Origin of the sequence: Scardovia wiggsiae, from assembly GCF_051045985.1 — a bacterium.
Lineage (GTDB): Bacteria > Actinomycetota > Actinomycetes > Actinomycetales > Bifidobacteriaceae > Scardovia > Scardovia wiggsiae.
In genome coordinates this window covers 114633-132835 of record NZ_CP157350.1, presented here as the reverse complement: position 1 = coordinate 132835, position 18203 = coordinate 114633, and the positions used below count along the sequence as shown (strand labels likewise).

The 18203-nt window shown below is 54.7% G+C and carries 10 protein-coding genes; 4 read left to right on the top strand and 6 right to left on the bottom strand.

Annotation, left to right across the window (positions count from 1 at the left end; all coding sequences use genetic code 11):
• The first annotated feature begins 10 nt into the window (after positions 1 to 10).
• The 3 genes from ABKA16_RS00470 (at position 11) to ABKA16_RS00460 (ending at position 5498) form a co-directional block, all read left to right on the top strand.
• Entirely contained in the window at positions 11 to 1915 is a 1905-nt protein-coding gene (locus ABKA16_RS00470) for an ABC transporter ATP-binding protein (RefSeq protein ID WP_380999753.1), read from the top strand.
• The gene (locus ABKA16_RS00465; RefSeq protein ID WP_380999755.1) at positions 1905 to 4070 is read left to right on the top strand and encodes an ABC transporter ATP-binding protein; all 2166 of its coding nucleotides are present in this window, start codon (positions 1905 to 1907) and stop codon (positions 4068 to 4070) included. Before ABKA16_RS00470 ends, ABKA16_RS00465 begins: the two co-directional genes overlap by 11 nt.
• A gap of 375 nt (positions 4071 to 4445) precedes the next feature.
• A complete protein-coding gene (locus ABKA16_RS00460) occupies positions 4446 to 5498 on the top strand; it encodes a protein TPRXL (RefSeq protein WP_380999757.1) in 1053 nt (350 codons plus the stop codon).
• Positions 5499 to 5521: 23 nt separating this feature from the next.
• On the opposite strand, the gene ABKA16_RS00455 is transcribed toward ABKA16_RS00460, so the two are convergent.
• The 3 genes from ABKA16_RS00455 to dnaB are packed head-to-tail and all read right to left on the bottom strand — an operon-like array spanning position 5522 to position 9073.
• Positions 5522 to 6280, bottom strand: a complete 759-nt coding sequence (locus tag ABKA16_RS00455; RefSeq protein ID WP_380999758.1) for a type 1 glutamine amidotransferase — start codon at positions 6278 to 6280, stop codon at positions 5522 to 5524.
• Complete coding sequence (locus tag ABKA16_RS00450; RefSeq protein WP_380999759.1) at positions 6277 to 7635, bottom strand: MurT ligase domain-containing protein; 1359 nt, start codon at positions 7633 to 7635, stop codon at positions 6277 to 6279. Before ABKA16_RS00450 ends, ABKA16_RS00455 begins: the two co-directional genes overlap by 4 nt.
• A 4-nt stretch (positions 7636 to 7639) precedes the next feature.
• Positions 7640 to 9073: a replicative DNA helicase gene (gene dnaB, locus ABKA16_RS00445; RefSeq protein WP_380999761.1), complete on the bottom strand. Its 1434-nt coding sequence runs from the start codon at positions 9071 to 9073 to the stop codon at positions 7640 to 7642.
• A gap of 519 nt (positions 9074 to 9592) precedes the next feature.
• On the opposite strand from dnaB, the gene ABKA16_RS00440 reads away from it, so the two are divergent.
• Positions 9593 to 12400 (top strand): phosphoenolpyruvate carboxylase, encoded by a 2808-nt coding sequence (locus tag ABKA16_RS00440; protein ID WP_380999763.1) that lies wholly within the window; start codon positions 9593 to 9595, stop codon positions 12398 to 12400.
• A gap of 104 nt (positions 12401 to 12504) precedes the next feature.
• Here the strand turns inward: ABKA16_RS00440 and ABKA16_RS00435 are convergent, their stop codons facing one another.
• The 3 genes from ABKA16_RS00435 to ABKA16_RS00425 are packed head-to-tail and all read right to left on the bottom strand — an operon-like array spanning position 12505 to position 18169.
• A complete protein-coding gene (locus ABKA16_RS00435; protein ID WP_380999765.1) occupies positions 12505 to 14259 on the bottom strand; it encodes an ABC transporter ATP-binding protein in 1755 nt (584 codons plus the stop codon).
• Positions 14256 to 15923 (bottom strand): ABC transporter transmembrane domain-containing protein, encoded by a 1668-nt coding sequence (locus ABKA16_RS00430; RefSeq protein WP_380999766.1) that lies wholly within the window; start codon positions 15921 to 15923, stop codon positions 14256 to 14258. The genes ABKA16_RS00435 and ABKA16_RS00430 overlap by 4 nt, the downstream gene beginning before the upstream one ends.
• Complete coding sequence (locus ABKA16_RS00425; protein WP_380999768.1) at positions 15920 to 18169, bottom strand: sortase B protein-sorting domain-containing protein; 2250 nt, start codon at positions 18167 to 18169, stop codon at positions 15920 to 15922. The genes ABKA16_RS00430 and ABKA16_RS00425 overlap by 4 nt, the downstream gene beginning before the upstream one ends.
• Positions 18170 to 18203 lie beyond the last annotated feature (34 nt).

Below are 18203 nucleotides of genomic sequence, written 5' to 3'. Positions count from 1 at the left end.
TGGAGGAAAAATGACACAGCGTTCCAGCGCTACAGCCCGCAGGGACAGCAATACGCATTCCAGCCTGAATACGGATATGCGCGAGGACCAGGACGGCCAGACTGAAGACGACATCGCTGCCGGAGATTACGGCAGCGGAAACAGCGCAACACTAAAAGACTTTTCAACAGTATACGGGACCGTACGCAACTACAAAAAATTTGCCTGGGCAACATCTTTCCTGGTTGCCGGCGAAGTCGCAATGGAACTGCTCATCCCCTTCCTTATGGCCATACTTATTGACCGTGGCGTAAGCGCAAGGAACATGTCCGAAGTGTGGAAGTGGGGGATCATCCTTGTTATTGTAGCATTCATCTCACTTGCTTTCGGCATAGGGGCAGGAAAAACATCAGCGGTCGCATCAGCAGGACTGGCTAAAAACCTGCGGCACGACCTGTTCAGGAAAGTACAGGGATTCTCCTTCACCAATATTGACCGCTTCTCTACAGGGAGCCTGGTTACCAGGCTTACCACAGATGTGACCAATGTGCAGAATGCATATCAGATGCTTATCCGCATTGCTTTCAGGGCACCTCTGATGATTATTTTTGCGTGGCTGTTCACTTTCCGCATCAGCCCGGATATCTCTTTCATCTTCCTTGTAGTTGCACCGCTTCTCGCATTAGTCCTTGTTGCCCTGGGGATGAGCGTCCATCCTATTTTCGTGCGGGTATTCCGCCGGTATGACCGCCTCAATAACAGAGTTGAAGAAAACCTTGCGGGCGTGCGCGTGGTAAAGTCCTTTACCCGGGAAGGCTACGAAGATAATAGGTTTATGCAGGTCTCGCAGCGCATTTATGACTCTTTCGTTAAGGCAGAACTGCGCCTGTCGTGGATCATGCCTGCCATGTACACCGCGATTTACACTACTATCCTGCTGCTCAGCTGGATAGCTGCCCATCAGATCGTGGATTCAGGGAATAATGAGGCCCTGGGGATGACCACAGGGAACCTGACAAGCCTGTTCTCCTACACCCTTCAGATCCTGATGGCCCTGATGATGGTGGCGATGATCTTCATTATGGTTATCATCTCACGCGCATCCACAGGCCGCATTGCTGCCGTACTGCGCGAGGAGAGCACAGTTACCACCCCCGCAAAACCCGTATCGGAAGTAAAGGACGGATCCATATATTTCAGCCATGTAACCTTCCGGTATAACGAAAATTCAGAAAAACCCGTGCTCTCCGATATCAGCCTTGACATCCCCTCCGGAACAACGCTGGGGATCGTCGGCGGCACCGGTTCGGCGAAGTCTTCCCTTGTGCAGCTTATCCCCCGCCTCTACGATGCATCTGAGGGGGCCGTCCAGGTGGGCGGCACCGATGTGCGCGGATATGAGCTGGATATCCTGCGTCAGAGTATCGGGATGGTCCTGCAGAAGAACGTCCTGTTCAGCGGGACAGTTGCTGAAAACCTCAGGTGGGGCAATCCTGACGCTACGGATGAAGAAGTAATGCGGGCGGCAAAACTCGCCCAGGCAGACGAATTTATCCAGGGCTTCCCTGATAAGTACGACACCTACCTTGAACAGGGCGGGGCCAACGTTTCCGGCGGGCAGAAGCAGCGTTTATGCATAGCCCGTGCATTGCTTAAAAAGCCGAAGATCCTTATCCTTGATGATTCCACCTCTGCAGTAGATACAAAAACCGATGCCCTTATACGCCAGGCTTTTGCTACAGAGATACCGGATACCACCATTATCATCATTGCCCAGCGGCTGTCCTCAGTCGAGAACGCAGACAATATCATCATGATGGATAACGGGCATATAGCCGCCCAGGGGAACCATAACGAACTCCTGCGGACATCCGATGAATACCGCAGTATCTACGAATCACAGAATAATTCAGGGGTGATCAGCGATGGCGAATAATCCCGCGGAAACCCCGAACACAGCACACGCGGGCAGCGAAACAGGCAGCCCGGTACATGAGGATAAAAAAGTGACTGGCAATAATCAGAATAATACCGGTATCAAAAAAAACCGAAATGAGGCCGGCAGCTATGGCCGGCCCGGCAGCCGCGGACCGCGGAGAAGCAGGATCAGGAAAGGTACCCTCAGCCGTCTTATGCGGTATATTTTCGCTTACAGATGGCAGATGAGCGTTGTTGTAGTATGCATTATCCTCTCTGCTGTGGCTAATGCAGCTATGGGGCTGTTCCTCCAGCGGCTGATAGACAGCTATATCCTCCCACTTGTAGGGAAGGCAAACCCTAACTTTATCCCGCTGGTGCAGGCGCTTGGCGTGATGGCTATCATCTTCACCGCAGGGATACTGTCTACCCTGCTGTATAACCGCATCCTCGTGCGCGTGGAACAGGGCGTACTCAAAACTATCCGCGACGATATGTTCGTCCACCAGCAGGCATTGCCCATCAAGTATTTTGATACCCACCTGCACGGTGACGTGATGAGTTTTTATACGAATGATACAGATGCCCTGCGGCAGGCTATTTCCCAAAGCTTCCCGCAGATGTTCTCCTCAATCATGAGCATGCTGGCCGCATTTTTTGCAATGCTTGCCATCAGCGCACCTCTGACAGGGTTCCTGATCGTCTTTACCGTTATCCTGCTTATTGCGATCAGCAAGATCGCGGCAGCCAGCGGACGGTATTTCGTCAGCCAGCAGCGCAGGCTGGGCGATGTGAACGGCTATATTGAGGAAGCCATCAACGGGCAGAAGGTCATCAAGGTCTTCACCCATGAAGAGGCCACGCAGGAAACTTTTGACGGGAAGAATTCCGATCTGTACGAAGCTTCCTCACAGGCAAACTATTACGGGAATATCACCATGCCGGCGGTCAATAACATGAGCTACCTCCTGTACGTGCTCCTTGCTGTTGTCGGTGCAGCATCAGCACTGGGCGGTTTCCCTAATTTCTCGCTTACCGGGTCCCATGCACTCACTATCGGGGGCATCATCTCCTTCCTCACGCTTTCCCGCAGCTTCACGAATCCGATCGGGCTGATATCCAACCAGTTCTCTTTCGTCCTCATGGCGCTGGCCGGCGCATCACGTATATTCGGCCTCCTGGATGAGCAGCCGGAAACCAATACCGGCGATGTAACGCTTATCAAGGCGCATGTTGCTGAAGACGGCACGATCACACAGGCAGCGCATCATACCGAGAACTGGGCGTGGCGCGTGCCTGAAGGCGTGGAAGTTGACGGTAATGTGGCAAATGTGACAGTAGCGAATACGGGTGTAAGCATGCTCCCCAGGGACAGGGCGAGCAGTGTGGCATCCCTCGCCGGTACGCCAAAGAAAAAGGCTGCCAGCGCCTATACCCTGCTGCGCGGCGATATCCGGTTCAACGATGTCAATTTCTCTTACGAACCGGGGCATGAGATCCTCCACAATATCTCGCTGTATGCGAAGCCGGGCCAGAAAGTCGCTTTGGTGGGGGCAACAGGCGCGGGGAAGACGACTATAACGAACCTGATCAACCGTTTCTACGACATTGACAGCGGGACTATCCTGTACGACGGCATCAATATCAAAGATATCAACAAAAAAGACCTGCGCCAGTCGCTCGGCATCGTACTGCAGGATGTTAACCTGTTCACCGGTACAGTGATGGATAATATCCGGTACGGCAAGCTGGATGCTACTGACGATGAATGCATCGCCGCAGCCAGGCTGGCGAATGCGGACGGCTTTATCCGCATGCTCCCCCACGGTTATGAGACCATCCTCAAAGGCGATGGGAGCGGCCTGTCCCAGGGCCAGCGCCAGCTGGTGTCCATTGCCCGGGCAGCCGTAGCTGACCCTCCGGTCATGATCCTTGACGAGGCAACCAGCTCCATTGATACCCGTACTGAGCAGATAGTCCAGGCTGGTATGGATGCGCTGATGGAAGGCCGTACAGTGTTCGTTATCGCGCATCGCCTATCCACTATCCGCAATGCGGATGTGATCATGGTGATGGATCACGGGCGGATCATTGAGCGCGGCACACATGAGCAGCTGCTTGAGCAGCGCGGCGAATACTACCAGCTGTATACCGGTGCATTTGAGCTGGAGTAGCCGGCAGGCATTATAGCTGATAAACGCATACACAGGGTTCCTGTTTCTCCCCAACGGCTTCGCCCTTACGGGCTGCAGATTGTTGGGAGGGGGACAGGAACCCTCTTTTTATACCCTTGAATAATTTTTGCCGTAATGGATTTATGGGCATTACCGGGCCAGTGCCGGTGGTAAAACACGCAGATACAAAAATAGAAATTGCGGGAAACCAGCAAAACCGGTTTTGTATCTGCGTGTTTTACCACCAGGGTTAATTTTTTCGGGGACAAGGAAAGAGGGGAAAATACAGATAAATGATGGGGGGAAAAGACTGGGGCATCCCCCAATCCGGTATTGCTATATACTTGAAGTAGCATTTCGCAGATTAGGAGAATCATGGCTAATACGAGTTCCTCAATGCGGCCGGGAGATATGCCGGGCGCAGCAGCGGGAGGCTCCCGCAGCGACATACCGGGCAGCTTTTCGGGTGACTACGCGGACTATAACGATGAGGACGATGCAACGGTTGCCGGCAGGCAGCTACATACCGTTTCCGGAATAAACGCCGGCACAGCGAACCGGGACACCGCCGGCACAGGTAGCCAGAATCCGCCGGCACCTTCACAGCCATCCGGCTTTTTTGCAGGTATGCGTTCCGTGTTCGGGCTGCCTACATGGATGTACTATTTCTTCTGGGCATTTACATGGCTCCTCGGTTTCGGTCTGCTTGCTTTCGCCACAGACAGCTTCGGGCGCACAGCTTTATGGGGGTACATCCTGTACATAATCTGCATTACGGTCTCGGTCGTTTTCGCAGTGATAATCGGTTACGGGGCCAGCCAGAGGCGTAACGATACTGCCAGTGATGCCCTTTCCCGGCATATCCTGCATGGTTCACGCATCTGGGCACTCACCTGGGGTGTGGCTTTCTTTGTCTGTGAGCTCGCTTTCAATACAGTAGCTGCACAGTATAATTTTAATGCTTCAGGCATGGGTATTATAAACTGCATCCTTGCCAGTGCGCTCGTAGGGATCATGTATTTGAGCGGAAGTGCGATTTTTGGCGATACGCCGATGTTCGTCGTAGGTATCGTGCTTCTGGTGGAGTCCCTCGTTATCCCGGCATTCCGCGTGCCCCGCGGGTATTGGATCACCGCTGTTATAAGCGGAGCAGCGCTCCTTATTGCAGGCATAACAGATTATCTCGGGCAGTCACGCAGGATCAAAAAAAGCGGGTCTGCTACAAGGGATAACGGATCATCACGCAGCAGGCAGCCTTCTGCGGGGCGCGGAGGCCTTTTCAGCAGATTATCGCGTAAAAGCCGCAAAGACGGGGAGGGCCGGGATGCCAGAAATGACATGCAGTACAGCGCAAATAGCAAAGGTCCTTCCAGCCCGTCAGCCGCCCCATCTTCCCGAGCTTCTTCACGCACGAGCAGCTGGGATTAATAAAGCCTTCAGCATGCCTCTTTTCAGCGCGGCCTTGCCATTGCTGTTTTACGTGCAGCATCGGCAAGGCTGTTGAGCTTTTCCAGCTGTGCCTTCTCATCGCTGCCGCCCAGGTCTTCAAAATTCCCATAACGGTTAGCAGCCGCTGTCCTAATAAGATGGTCGGCAACAGCCGGGTTCTTGGGGAGAAGGGATCCGTGCAGGTATGTCCCGATAACATTCCTGTATACAGCCCCCTCAGTATGGTCTTCACCGTTATTCCCCATACCGCCGCCGTCTACTGTCCCCCATGCATGCGAAGGGTCATCAAGGAATGTCTGCCCTGAATGGTTCTCATACCCTATAACGTCGCCGAACCTGGCAGTATGCTCGGTAATATTCCCAATCATGCGCACTTTCTGGCCAACCGTATGCACGCCGAGGATACCGATCCCGGAAAGCCGTGCCCCATCAACAGTCTCGAAATAATGCCCGAAGAGCTGATACAGCCCGCAGATGACAAGGATGGGGACACTGTCATCGGCAAGCGTGTGCAGGGTATCGCTGACCGTAAAAAGGTCCTTGCTCACACTGACCTGCCCATGGTCCTGCCCGCCGCCCCCAACAATGAGGTCAGCGCGCGCAGGCCATGCATCCCCAACGTTATACATGTGGATCCGCGGTTCATACCCATACAACCGTGTACGCTGTTCGATCACCTTGAGGTTGCCGAAATCCCCATAAATATTCATGTCTTTGGGATAGAGGCTTACGATATCAAGCTGTTTCCTGCCGGTACTCATAATCCCACATCCTCAACTCTGGTGATCTGCGACAGCACTTTACGCGCGGCAAGCATGGCAGTATAGGTACAGTATATGTGGTGCGGCTTTTCAGGATCGGTTTTCACAAAATTGCGGACAGCACGGCTGATGGAACTGTCTGCCGGTGCGCTTGGCACCGAATCGTATGCCAGCCTCAGAGCCATATCATCGGCACGGACTCCGGAAACTGCTGCAACACCGGTTTCCGCAAGGCTCGTAAAATCAACATCCCACAGCCAGCTCATATCACGCCCGTCCGCATACTCATCATTGATAATGATCATCGTCGCACTGCCTTCAGCAGGGAATGACTTAAGCGCAAGCCTGAAGCCCATAGGGTTCTTTACCAGGATCATTTCAACAGGCGTACTGCCGATATATACCGTTTCACCGCGGCCAAAAGCAGGGGTGACTGCAGCGAGTGCGTCCAGCATCTGCCCGCTGCCTGTATGGCTGCCGCGCAGCCGGTCAACATCAGACATCACAGCACGGACCACTCCCAGCGCAGCGGCAGCATTATACAGGTTATACACACCTTCCAGCCGCAGCGTCCGTGTATACGAAACGTCCCCAATGGTATACGAGGCAGTATGGCCGTCTACTCCGGTGAGCACGACATCAGCCGGCAGGCTATGCGCTGCGGGAGAATGCTGCTGTACAGGATGTGCAGGCTCCGTATCCCCTGTATCGCCGGCACTGCGGCTGTCGCTGTCATGCATATCATCATCGCTGGGGAAAAAACCGGTAAGCGTATCAGACAGGCCAAAATAACTGACGCGAGTGCCGGAGGGGGTCTTTTCAGCAAGCGCAGAGATACGCGAATCTTCACGGTTCAGCACCAGGACCCTGCCTGTAGCACCGGCAGCATGGGCGAGCAGCCGTGCCGTAGTATCGATCTCCCCGAACCTGTCGAGCTGGTCCCGCATAACGTTCAGCAAAAGCGTATACTGCGGTTTTACCTGCTCAACGAAATGCACCGCATACGCTTCGTCCAGTTCAAGCACGGCAATATCGGCATTGACCTTTCCGCGCAGATCCACCCGGTCTATAAGGGCGGAAGCCACCCCCCGGGTAAAATTCGATCCTGTAGGGTTGGTGAAAACCTTAAGGCCCAGATCCTTCAACATAGAAGAGATAATACGGGTCGTTGTGGTTTTGCCGTTTGTCCCTGAAACAAGGACGACCCCGAAAGGCAGCTGTCCAAGCGTCCTATGGAGGAAATCGCGGTCTATCGACTCAATGACCTTGCCGGGGAATGCAGTACCGCCGCCGCGGAGACGGGTCAGTGCCCGTACTGCTTTGCCGATAAGGGGGGTCAGGATCGTAACAGCCATCGTATTATACCCCCTGCTGGTAGTCCTTCGGCATATCATTGAACTTTGCATTCGCCCCCAGGAAAGCCAGCTGGAAAGTCCCGGTAGGGCCATTACGGTGCTTCGCCATAATAATATCTGCTTCGCCCGGGCGGTCTTCCTTATTATAGAAATCCGGACGGTGGACGAGGAAAACCACATCGGCATCCTGTTCAATAGAGCCGGATTCACGCAGGTCAGCCAGCTGGGGGATCTTGTCCTGCCGCATTTCAGACCCGCGGTTGAGCTGGGAGAGGGCAACAACAGGCACACCCAGCTCTTTGGCCAGGAGCTTCAGCGCACGGGAGAACTCAGACACTTCCTGCTGCCTTGATTCGACCTTTTTCCCGGAACTCATAAGCTGGAGGTAATCGATAACAACAAGCTTGAGGTCTTCTGTCTGCTTGAGGCGCCGGCATTTAGCGCGGATCTCCATAAGGGACATATTAGGAGAGTCATCAATGAACAGCGGCGCATCATGGAGTTTATCAAAAGTACTGTTGAGGACCCCCCACCGTTCCGGCGTGATCTCGTCCGGCTTGCGCAAAGCGCTCAGGGGAATATTGGTTTCCGCTGAAAGGATACGCTGTGCGAGTTCGATCGAATTCATTTCCAGGGAGAATATTATAGTTGTCAGCCCTTGGCGCAGGGCGGCCGACCTGGCGAAATCAACCCCAAGCGTGGACTTGCCCATTGCAGGGCGGCCGGCGACTACTATCATCTGCCCCGGCTGAAGCCCCTGGGTCAGATCGTCGATATCCCTGAACCCTGTTTTGACGCCCAGCGGGATATTCCCCTGCTGGATATCATCAAGCTGCTTGAGCGTTTCATCTGCAACACTGATAAATGACCTATAATCCTGCCGGACATTGCCGTTGCCAAGCTCATATGCCTGGGCCTGGGCCAGGTTGACGATGTCTTCCGCCTGGGACCCGTCAGCAGAATATCCCAGCTGGGTGATCCTGGTGCCGGCCTGGATAACTTCCCTCAGGATCGCCTGTTCGTGGATGATATTTGCGTAGAATGATGCGTTCGCAGCAGTAGGGACAGATTCAACCAGCTGGTGCACATATTCCGAGCCGCCGACCTTCTCTATCTCCCCATTGCGCGTAAGCTCATTGACTGTCGTAATGACATCAGCCGGCTGAGAGGAGCTGTACAGCTTGATGACAGTATCAAAAATCATCTGGTTCTTAGGATCATAAAAATCCGAAGATACGATAAGCTCGCTGACTTCGCCGACCGCCTCCTTGCTCATCAGCATGCCGCCGAGCACCGCCATCTCTGCTGCAGGATCATGCGGAGGGACACGGTCAAAAAGGGAACTGCCGCTATCCCCTGGCGCATTAAAGCCGCCAGCCTGCGAGGCCTGCGCTGTGCGCGAAGCTGGGTAACTGGCATAATCCGGATTCTGATGCATATCTTGATTGTAATCGGAACATAGTAATTATAGAGGCCCTAGATATCCACATGTCCTTTTTGCCTGTGGAAACACACGTGGAATACATTCTTACTTATCCACATTCCGTGCGTTTCCCGGTGAATGAAACTAAGAGTTTTCCACATTTCGTGGATAACCAGGTGGAAAACCTGTTAACGACACGAAATTATTTCGGCGTGGAACCCGGTACAGCTATTTTCCTGTCCAGAGGTACATTAAACACCTATATGCATTATTTACGAGCTATGGGATACAAGTGGGATCCTCAGGGGATATTAAGGGATCACAGGGACGCATACTGAGACAGCGCCCAGGAAACGTAAGCCTCACCTCCTACAATAAGACCTAGCTATTCAGATCTAACAGTCGCTTTTACGGGCTTTGGGCCTGGGACGGCCGGCATAGTCCATGGCCATGGCACAGGAGCGCCGCAGCCCGCACATATGAGTGTGCACGCTGGCAGACAGGCAACCCGGAAAAGACGCGAAAGGGGCCATTATGGCAGGATCAGATATCAGCACGAACGGGACAGATACAGGCGCAGATGCGCTGCGCAATGCAGATGGGCAGAGCCCTACCCGCCAGTTCGTTGCCGTTAATGCGCAGCTCGCGAGCGAGGAAGAGCCGCTCCCCCCCGGGCTCCGCGAAGATATGGATCTCGTCCTCGATATGCTGCGGACTATTTTAGGCGAATACAACCCGCATATCCTTAAGATGTTTGATGCCCTGAGGGAAGATGTTATAGTGGCGAACGAGGAGCGCTTCCACAATGCTGCAGATTCCCCTGACTTCCATGATGCAGCGGTGCGGGGTATGAAAGAAGCTGTCTCCCTGATCGACAGCAGTTCTATGGAAGAGGCTCAGGCACTGGCACGGGCTTTCACCACATACTTCCACCTGGCGAACCTGTGCGAAGAGAACTACCGCGTCTCCGTACTGCTTACGCGCGAAAACACTGTTGAAACAGGGTCCCCCACCGACCCCATGAATGCCCTGTCGGTTGCATATAAACAGCTTATTGACGAAGTGGGCCCCGCCGGGGCAGGTGAGCTCCTGGAAAAGCTGGAATTCCATCCAGTCTTCACCGCCCACCCGACCGAGGCACGCCGCAAGGCCGTAGAGGGGAAGATCCGCCGCATATCGAACCTTCTGGCGGTCCGCAGGCATACAGGCGGCTCCCTTCGCACAGAAAACGACCGTGAAATATACAGTGAAATCGATTCACTGTTCCGCACTTCCCCGATAGCTGCAAAAAAGCCGACCCCCGTAGAAGAAGCCGATACCATCCTTGATATTTTCGATAACACTTTGTTTGCTATGATCCCCAGAGTCTACCGCCGGTTTGACAACTGGATGCTCGGCAAAAAAGCAGGCACAGTCGCCTCCGTATGCCCTGCTTTCTTCCACCCCGGAAGCTGGATAGGCTCAGACCGCGACGGCAACCCTAATGTAACAGCAAAAGTCAGCCGGAAAGTTGCCGACAAATTCTACGGCCACATGGTGGAAACCCTTGCCGAGGCAACGTACACAGTGGGCCGGAACCTGACGCTCGAATCCCGGACCACACCGGCAAACGCACAGCTCCTTGCACTATGGAGCAGGCAAAAGGAGCTGAGTGAAAAACTGACCAGCCACGCAGAGCTTATCTCAAGCCGCGAGCCGCACCGAGCCTGCCTTTTTGTTATGGCCGACCGTCTGCGGGCAACCAAAGACCGCAATGCCGACCTTATGTACACAGGTTATGAGGAGTTCCTTGACGACCTGAAAACCGTGCAGAAATCCCTCGCCGAAGCCGGGGCAGTACGCAGCGCCTACGGACCGGTCCAAACACTTATCTGGCAGGTCGAAACCTTCGGATTCCATATGGTCGAAATGGAATTCCGCCAGCATTCCATTGTGCATACACGGGCCCTGGAGGATATCCGCGAGCACGGGCTGCACGGCGAGCGGGGGACGCTTGAGCCTATGACCCAGGAAGTGCTGAGCACATTCCGCGCACTGGGGGCGATCCAGAAACATAACGGCAGGAAAGCTGCCGGACGGTACATCATATCTTTCTGCAAAACTGCGCAGCATGTCAAAGATGTCTACGAGCTCAACCGCCTGGCTTTCGCCGACCCCAAGAATGCGCCGACCCTTGATGTTATCCCCCTGTTCGAGCAGCTGGAAGACCTGGAGAATTCCGTAGATGTACTCGAAGAGATCATCAGGATACCTGAAGTCAAAGCACGGCTGAAGGCGACAGACAACCGTATGGAAGTCATGCTCGGGTACTCGGATTCGTCAAAAGACGCCGGACCTACTTCAGCGACCCTTGCGCTCCACCGCGCGCAGGGGCGGATAGCCGAATGGGCAAAGGGCCACGGCATTGATATAACGCTTTTCCACGGGCGCGGCGGCGCTGTAGGGCGCGGCGGCGGTCCCGCGAACCGCGCAGTCCTTGCGCAGCCGTCAGGCTCCGTAAACTGCCGGTTCAAAGTCACAGAACAGGGCGAAGTCATTTTTGCACGCTACGGGAACCCGATACTGGCAGCCCGGCACGTTGAGGCCATTGCATCAGCAACGCTTCTGCAGTCAGCCCCCAGCACCGAAAAGACCAATACTGACATGACCGGGAAATACGCCGGGATGGCGGACACCTTGGACCGTGCATCGCGTGAAAAATACGTAGGGCTGCTGAACTCGCAGGATTTCACACCATGGTTCTCCACTGTGACACCGCTGACCGAAATCGGCCTTCTCCCCATAGGCTCACGCCCTGCAAAACGCGGTCTCGGGGCCAAATCGCTTGACGACCTGCGCACGATCCCATGGGTGTTCTCATGGGCACAGGCACGCATCAACCTTGCCGCATGGTATGGGCTGGGGACGGCATGCGAGCGTTTCGGCAACCTCAGCGAGCTCCGCGAAGCCTACCGGCAGTGGCCGCTGTTCAGCACATTCATCGACAACATCGAAATGTCCCTTGCCAAGACAGACAGCCATATTGCGCATATGTATCTTGACCTGGGCGAACGCGAAGACCTGAAAAAAGAAGTCCTGGACGAAATGAGGCTGACACGGGAATGGGTGCTGCGCATTACGGGCGACGACTGGCCGCTGGAGCACCGGCATATCCTCGGGCAGGCCATCCGCATCCGTTCGCCGTATGTAGACGCCCTGTCCCTTGCACAGGTACGGGCCCTAAGGTCCCTGCGCCGTCAGGACAGTAAATCTGAGCTTAACGAATCCCAGACAGCAGATTATATATACCTGATCCTGTGCACAGTATCAGGCGTGGCGGCAGGGCTGCAGAACACGGGGTGATAACTCCCGCAGCAGCGGGCGGCTCCCCGGCTTTGTCCCCGATTTTATCCAAAGCACCATGCTCCTCCATATTTTCCATATTCAGGGCATGCTCTGATCCTGCTTTACCTTTGTCCCATCTTCCCGTAGAGCGCAGAGAATTTACCTCCTGAATCCCTCAGCTTCTCAGGAGGCCCCTGCTCAACGATACAGCAGTGGTCCATGACTATCACCCTGTCGCAGCCCATCGCCGTGTGCAGCCGGTGGGCGATAATGATCACAGTTTTCCCTTTAAGGACCTCTTCAAATAACTGTTCGCTGTGTTTAGCCTCAGCAAGGGAAAACATCGACATCGCTTCATCAAGAACCACAAAATCCGGATCAGCCAAAGATACCCGTGCCAGCGCGATTTTTTGTCGGGCAACAGGGTCAAGCTCAAGGCTGTCCGCATCATCATCCAGGCGGTCATAAAGCCCTGAAGCATCTGCATAAGCAAGGGCTCTGCGTATAGCGCTATCATCTGCACCCGGGGCGGCAAGCAGCAGATTGAAGCGCAGTGTGCCCGTAAATATCTGCGGCTCCTGTGCTACAAACATTATGCGGGGCTTTTTGCCCTGCAGCCCAGATGAAGGGTAAAACACTTCAGCACTGCCTCCGGATGGGGATATAAGCCCGCACAATGCCAAAGCGAGCGTGGTCTTCCCCGCCCCCGATGAGCCGACCAGAGCCACATGCTCACCTTCCGATATTTTTAGGCTGGCCCCCTGTATCACGGGATTTCCTTTTTCATATTCGACGCACAGATTATCGGCCTTAACTACGCATCCTCCTGATGAGCCGCTATCCCGGTATCTTCCATCTGCGCAACTGGCCTCCCGCAGCACAGAGACACCGGACATACGCCTCAGCGCAGCCCATGCCAGCTGCAGCTGGTCGGCCCAATACAGAAGGTCATCCAACGGGTCTACCACCAGCTGAGTATTCATAGTTATTGCAACAACGGTACCGATACTAGCCTGTCCGTTGAGCGACATAATACCCCCGACAGCAGCTACAAGTGCAAAAGGCAGATAGTATCCGAGCTGCACCATAGGGAACCACCATTGCTGGAGGGAAAGCGTATACCGTTCAGCCTTAGAAACACTTTGCGCTCCGTGTCTAAGGCCGGCAGAGACCCTCTCCGAGTCATTGAGCAGATCAATCGTACGGGCAGCTTCAATCGCCTCGCTGGAAATAGAATCAAATTCCCCATGGCTGCGCAGCTCCCTCTCATACGCATGCTGCGACCGGTTGGTATACCACCGTGTAGCAAAAAACAGGAAAGGCAACCCTGCTACTGAGACAAGCGCAATACGCCAATCCAGCATAAAAGACGAAGCTGAGGCGAACAGCACATAAAGGGCTGCCACCAGGCTTTCAGGAAGGCCTACCCTGACTGCTTCAGAAACAGCATCAATATCATTCGTTGTCCGGGCTATGATATCCCCTCGCCCTGCCCGCTCAACAGTTATTAGAGGAAGCTGCGTCACACCGTCAATAACATCATTGCGCAGACGCATAAAAATATTTTCGCCAAAGCGCCATGATGCACGCTGGGCACACCATGTCAGGAATGCCTGCAATGCCAAAGCCATACACAGCAGGGAAAACAGTATCCATATATTTATTTTCAGAGGGACAGGCGCTCCGGTAACCGTGTCGATCAGCCAGCCAAACAACAGTGGAGAAAGTATCCCCATACCTATAGCACAAACATGCAGGACAACAAGCGCAGCCAGTTCGCGCCTGTTCCCTTTTACTATTTCCAGCACGCGCCGTCTGGTCGCAGCAGAATCAGCTACAGGCAAATGGAAACTGGAGGTATTATCAGCTACTGTCATATCTCCTCCAGTCCCATAAACATTTCCCGATACTCACGATTTTTCATCAATTCCCTGTGCGCCCCGTTCAGGAATACTGCGCCATCCCGTATCCAGAACACGGTATCGGCCTGCAGCATATGGGCCGGGCTCCGCGTAACTGCGACAGTAACAGCACCCCTGCGGTCCTGGTACAGCTGCTTTATAACATCATCCTCGGTAACCGTGTCAAGTGCACTTGTAGGTTCCACCAGAACTAAGACCTGAGGGTCCGGGATCAGCGACCTGGCCAGTACCAGACGCTGGCGCTGGCCGCCGGAAAGGTTACGCCCGCCATCAGCAATATACTGGTCCAGCCTATTCTCTGAGCGGTCAGCCAGCTCCCCAAGGGAAGCCTCCCGCAAAGCATGTATCTTGTCTTCCTCCGAATACCTGCTGCCGCCCAGTATCTGCGATAACGTACCGCTTACCAGCATCGCATCAGTATCTGCTAAAATCGCCGTCCTGCGGATAGCAGTTTCAGAATACGTATTATAAGGGATACCGTTTACCCGGCCCTCACCTCTACTGTCAGCGCCCGCCAGCCGTTCAGCAATATTACGCATCTCTGACAGAGTATCCGCAAATACTACCGAATACCCTGCGGATATCCGAAGCCCGGTCTGGGGATCAGAAACTTCTCTCACTGCCGGTATGGCATCCGTCCCGCTGCGCGGTTCCCGGCCTGATGAAAGCACATTCTGCTCCCTCTCCAGGCCTACAGCTGCCGGGACAAGACGCTGCAAAGCCGAGATCACAGATGTTACAGGCTGAAGCAGATAGGTAGCCAGCCCATAAAAGGACACCAGCTGACCGGCATCCATCCAGCCTGCCTGCCATTGCAGCAAAGCCATTCCAAGGACAGCCAGCAGTACCAGCGCAGGGATAAGTTCGCGCAAACCGTCGATCAGCGCCCGCATATTTGCAACGTCAAGGCCTTTACGCTTCATCTCCAGAGACGTTTTGCGATAGCTTTCAAGGAAGGCACCGCGCCCCTGTATACCTGAAAGGACCCTGTGCCCGGTGGCTGCATCTTCGGCCATTGACGTTACAGTCCCCGCCGTTTTTCGGTAATCGGACAGATAGCCCCGCAGCTTGCCCAATACCCTGGGCAAAAGGAGGCACAGCACGGGAACTGCTATAAGGATAGATACCCCCACACGCCATGATTGAGTGAGCAAATAAATCCCTGCAGCAATATAAGTCCCAATCCCCACAACAGTAAATTCAATTGCAGAGAATCCGTCAGCGATCGCACCGATATCATCTTCCGCCACCTCAATAATATCCCCTGCAGACAGCCCTGCGCCTGCTACCTCCCTATGAGAGATCACATGCCCGGCAAGTGTTTCCTTATGCCGGACCCTGATATCTATGCCTGTTTTTGTACCAATGATATGGGCAGATACTGAAGCTGTGATACGTATAAGTACGGCCAGCACAAGGAATATGCTTATTGCTGCAAAGCCGCTTATATTATGCCTGCCAACAGCGTTGACCAGTATCCCGAGCCCTACCGGCAGCGAAGCCTCGGCCAGCGACTGTATCAGCGACAGTACGATCAGGGTGCATAAAACAGCCCTATATCCTTTAGTGATCCCTGCCAGCTGTTTTACCGTCTGCGAAAATGAAAGCTGACCTGTCATCTGGTCCCGGCTTTTTGCTGCCTGCCGCTTTTATCAAAAATCAGCCCCGCGAATGCAGGCAGCACGAAATAGAGCGGAACGGGGTACCAGTACAGGGCAGCGGGCGATGCGATAAGCTGGAGCACAAACATAAGCAGGAACACCCATGCCGCCAGCGCCAGCCAGCGCCTGCGCGTCAGCAGGTACAACCCTGCTGCCAGCGGGATCAGCGTTACATACAGCCCCATAGAACTGAAGAAAATATCGATCTGCTGCAGCACCCTGTCAGACAGCGCTTCGGGCTGTTTCTCAAGCGGCACAGCGCACCGGCTCCCCTGGGCCTGGCATTCCAGAAGCCTTGCTCTGGCTTCATCGGAACTTTCAGCACGATTTTTGAAATACTTCGCCGCGCAAAGCTGCCATTCGCGTTTTGCATCTGAAGCTCCCCGGTCACCGTCCCTCAGCGGCGCAAGCGCACGCTCGGCGAGCCGGGGATCATGCACTTCCCTCCCCCACTGGGCCATGTATGCTTCATCGAACAGATATGCAGATGATGAAGGGTATACGAACGGTTTCTGGGTAGAGAACCAAGGCTGCCACACAAATGCGTATGCTTTGGCGTATTCCTTGAAATTCCGCTTATCCTTAAGCCCGATCCTGAGCCACAGTTTGATGAAATCCGCCCTGTGCTGCGAAACAATTTTGTATTTTATTGTGTACATCGTTTCGTCTTCACGGGAAGGGTTATAAAACTCCACCGCATCAGACAGCTTCATATACGTATTGATCTCCCGGCGGTCGGAATCCGCCAGGCCGGCCGGATTATACCTCCCTACCCTGGCGATCGGCTGGGAGAAAAAGCCGTACAGTTCCAGCGGCGGCCACTGGGCTGCCCCCGCCAGTTTCACTGAGACCGGATCCCAGATGCCAAGCACTGCTGCCATTGGGATAACAAGCGCGCACAGGACCTGTATGATAGCACGGCGGGGGCGGCGCGGACGCAGTGCGCCTGCTGCGGCAGCGGTATATCCGGGTTTGGCCTGCGCGGAGTCCGGGGCTGTGCTGATGGCTCCTGCCTGTTTTCCGCTGCCTGCCGCTTTTACCCTGCAGCCGGGGGCCAGCACTGCAGCAATCAGAAAGATACCGGAAACTGCAAGTATTTCGATCCCCGTACGCTTGATTGCCAGGAAGGAAGCGGCGAGGATCATAAAAGATACCAGTACCGGCCAGCGCCTGAGCACCTGCCCGCGCGTCAGGCATGCTTCGATAAATATCAGCGCCAGCGGAGCCATAACGATCGCCCACAACGAATCTTTGCTCATAGTCGGTACGACCCCGGCAACGACATATCCTGTGGTGAAAAATACCATAGTGAGCCACAGTACGGCAGCAGGGACACCGCGCTTGCGCATGTAGCACAGTACAAGAGCGCATGCCAGGGAAAGGAAGGCTGTCTGGATTATGGTATACACCATCAGCCCATAAAAGACATTCCCCATCGCCTGGCCTATCCGCCAGAACAGGCCGAAGATAAAGGTCCCCATAAGAGGGTGGCGGGTATAATAGCCGTGGTACCCCTGCGACTGGAAATACTGCGCAAGCGTATCGTCGCGGAGGGCGCCCGGCCAATAGACCATAAGCCAGGGGATCCAGCTGACGGCTATTGCTGTCCAGAAAATAAGCAGATATTTTTTAGCGGCTGCGCCGAACGTTACAGGCTGCATACGTCCAAAAACATGTGCGGTAAACCGTGACAGCCGGCTCCCGCTATCCGAGAAGCTGCCGCCCCGGAAGCTGCTAACGCTATCGCTGCTGGTACCGCCGCTGATGCCGGTGCTGCGGGTACCGCTGCCGCGGCGCTTCGTCCAATCCGCCCAGCGGAAAATAACCAGTGCTACCAGATATGCCGCGATACCGAAAACGACTCCGCGCTCAACCGCGACAGTCCTCAAATATGGCGCCGAAGAGCCCTCAAACTGTGCAAGGCCGTCAACTACGCAGCTCAGGCAGGCAAGACCGCCGGCAATAACACCGAAAACCAGCGCAGCCGGATCCGCAAGGAACCTGACCGTGCTGCCCAGTACATTCAGTGCACGGCGGGTGCCCGGTGCCGGCCCGGAGGCAGAAGCAGAGGCAGGGATGCGAGCAGCAGGGGCATTGAGAGAAGCAGCAGCCTGCACCTGCGTATCCTGCCTGGTATCGCTGCCCTGCATTGCGGCTTCCGCGCGGCCCCCGACGGCCTGCCGGTTGGTATGCTCAGTTTCCATAGTTGCCTTAACCTGCTTTATTTCTTCCGTATCC

Excerpts from the sequence above, each read along its gene's own strand:
- ABKA16_RS00470 (WP_380999753.1), top strand. The coding sequence starts at position 11 with ATGACACAGCGTTCCAGCGCTACAGCCCGCAGGGACAGCAATACGCAT.
- ABKA16_RS00465 (WP_380999755.1), top strand. The coding sequence starts at position 1,905 with ATGGCGAATAATCCCGCGGAAACCCCGAACACAGCACACGCGGGCAGC.
- ABKA16_RS00460 (WP_380999757.1), top strand. The coding sequence starts at position 4,446 with ATGGCTAATACGAGTTCCTCAATGCGGCCGGGAGATATGCCGGGCGCA.
- ABKA16_RS00455 (WP_380999758.1), bottom strand. The coding sequence starts at position 6,280 with ATGAGTACCGGCAGGAAACAGCTTGATATCGTAAGCCTCTATCCCAAA.
- ABKA16_RS00450 (WP_380999759.1), bottom strand. The coding sequence starts at position 7,635 with ATGGCTGTTACGATCCTGACCCCCCTTATCGGCAAAGCAGTACGGGCA.
- dnaB (WP_380999761.1), bottom strand. The coding sequence starts at position 9,073 with ATGCATCAGAATCCGGATTATGCCAGTTACCCAGCTTCGCGCACAGCG.
- ABKA16_RS00440 (WP_380999763.1), top strand. The coding sequence starts at position 9,593 with ATGGCAGGATCAGATATCAGCACGAACGGGACAGATACAGGCGCAGAT.
- ABKA16_RS00435 (WP_380999765.1), bottom strand. The coding sequence starts at position 14,259 with ATGACAGTAGCTGATAATACCTCCAGTTTCCATTTGCCTGTAGCTGAT.
- ABKA16_RS00430 (WP_380999766.1), bottom strand. The coding sequence starts at position 15,923 with ATGACAGGTCAGCTTTCATTTTCGCAGACGGTAAAACAGCTGGCAGGG.
- ABKA16_RS00425 (WP_380999768.1), bottom strand. The coding sequence starts at position 18,169 with ATGGAAACTGAGCATACCAACCGGCAGGCCGTCGGGGGCCGCGCGGAA.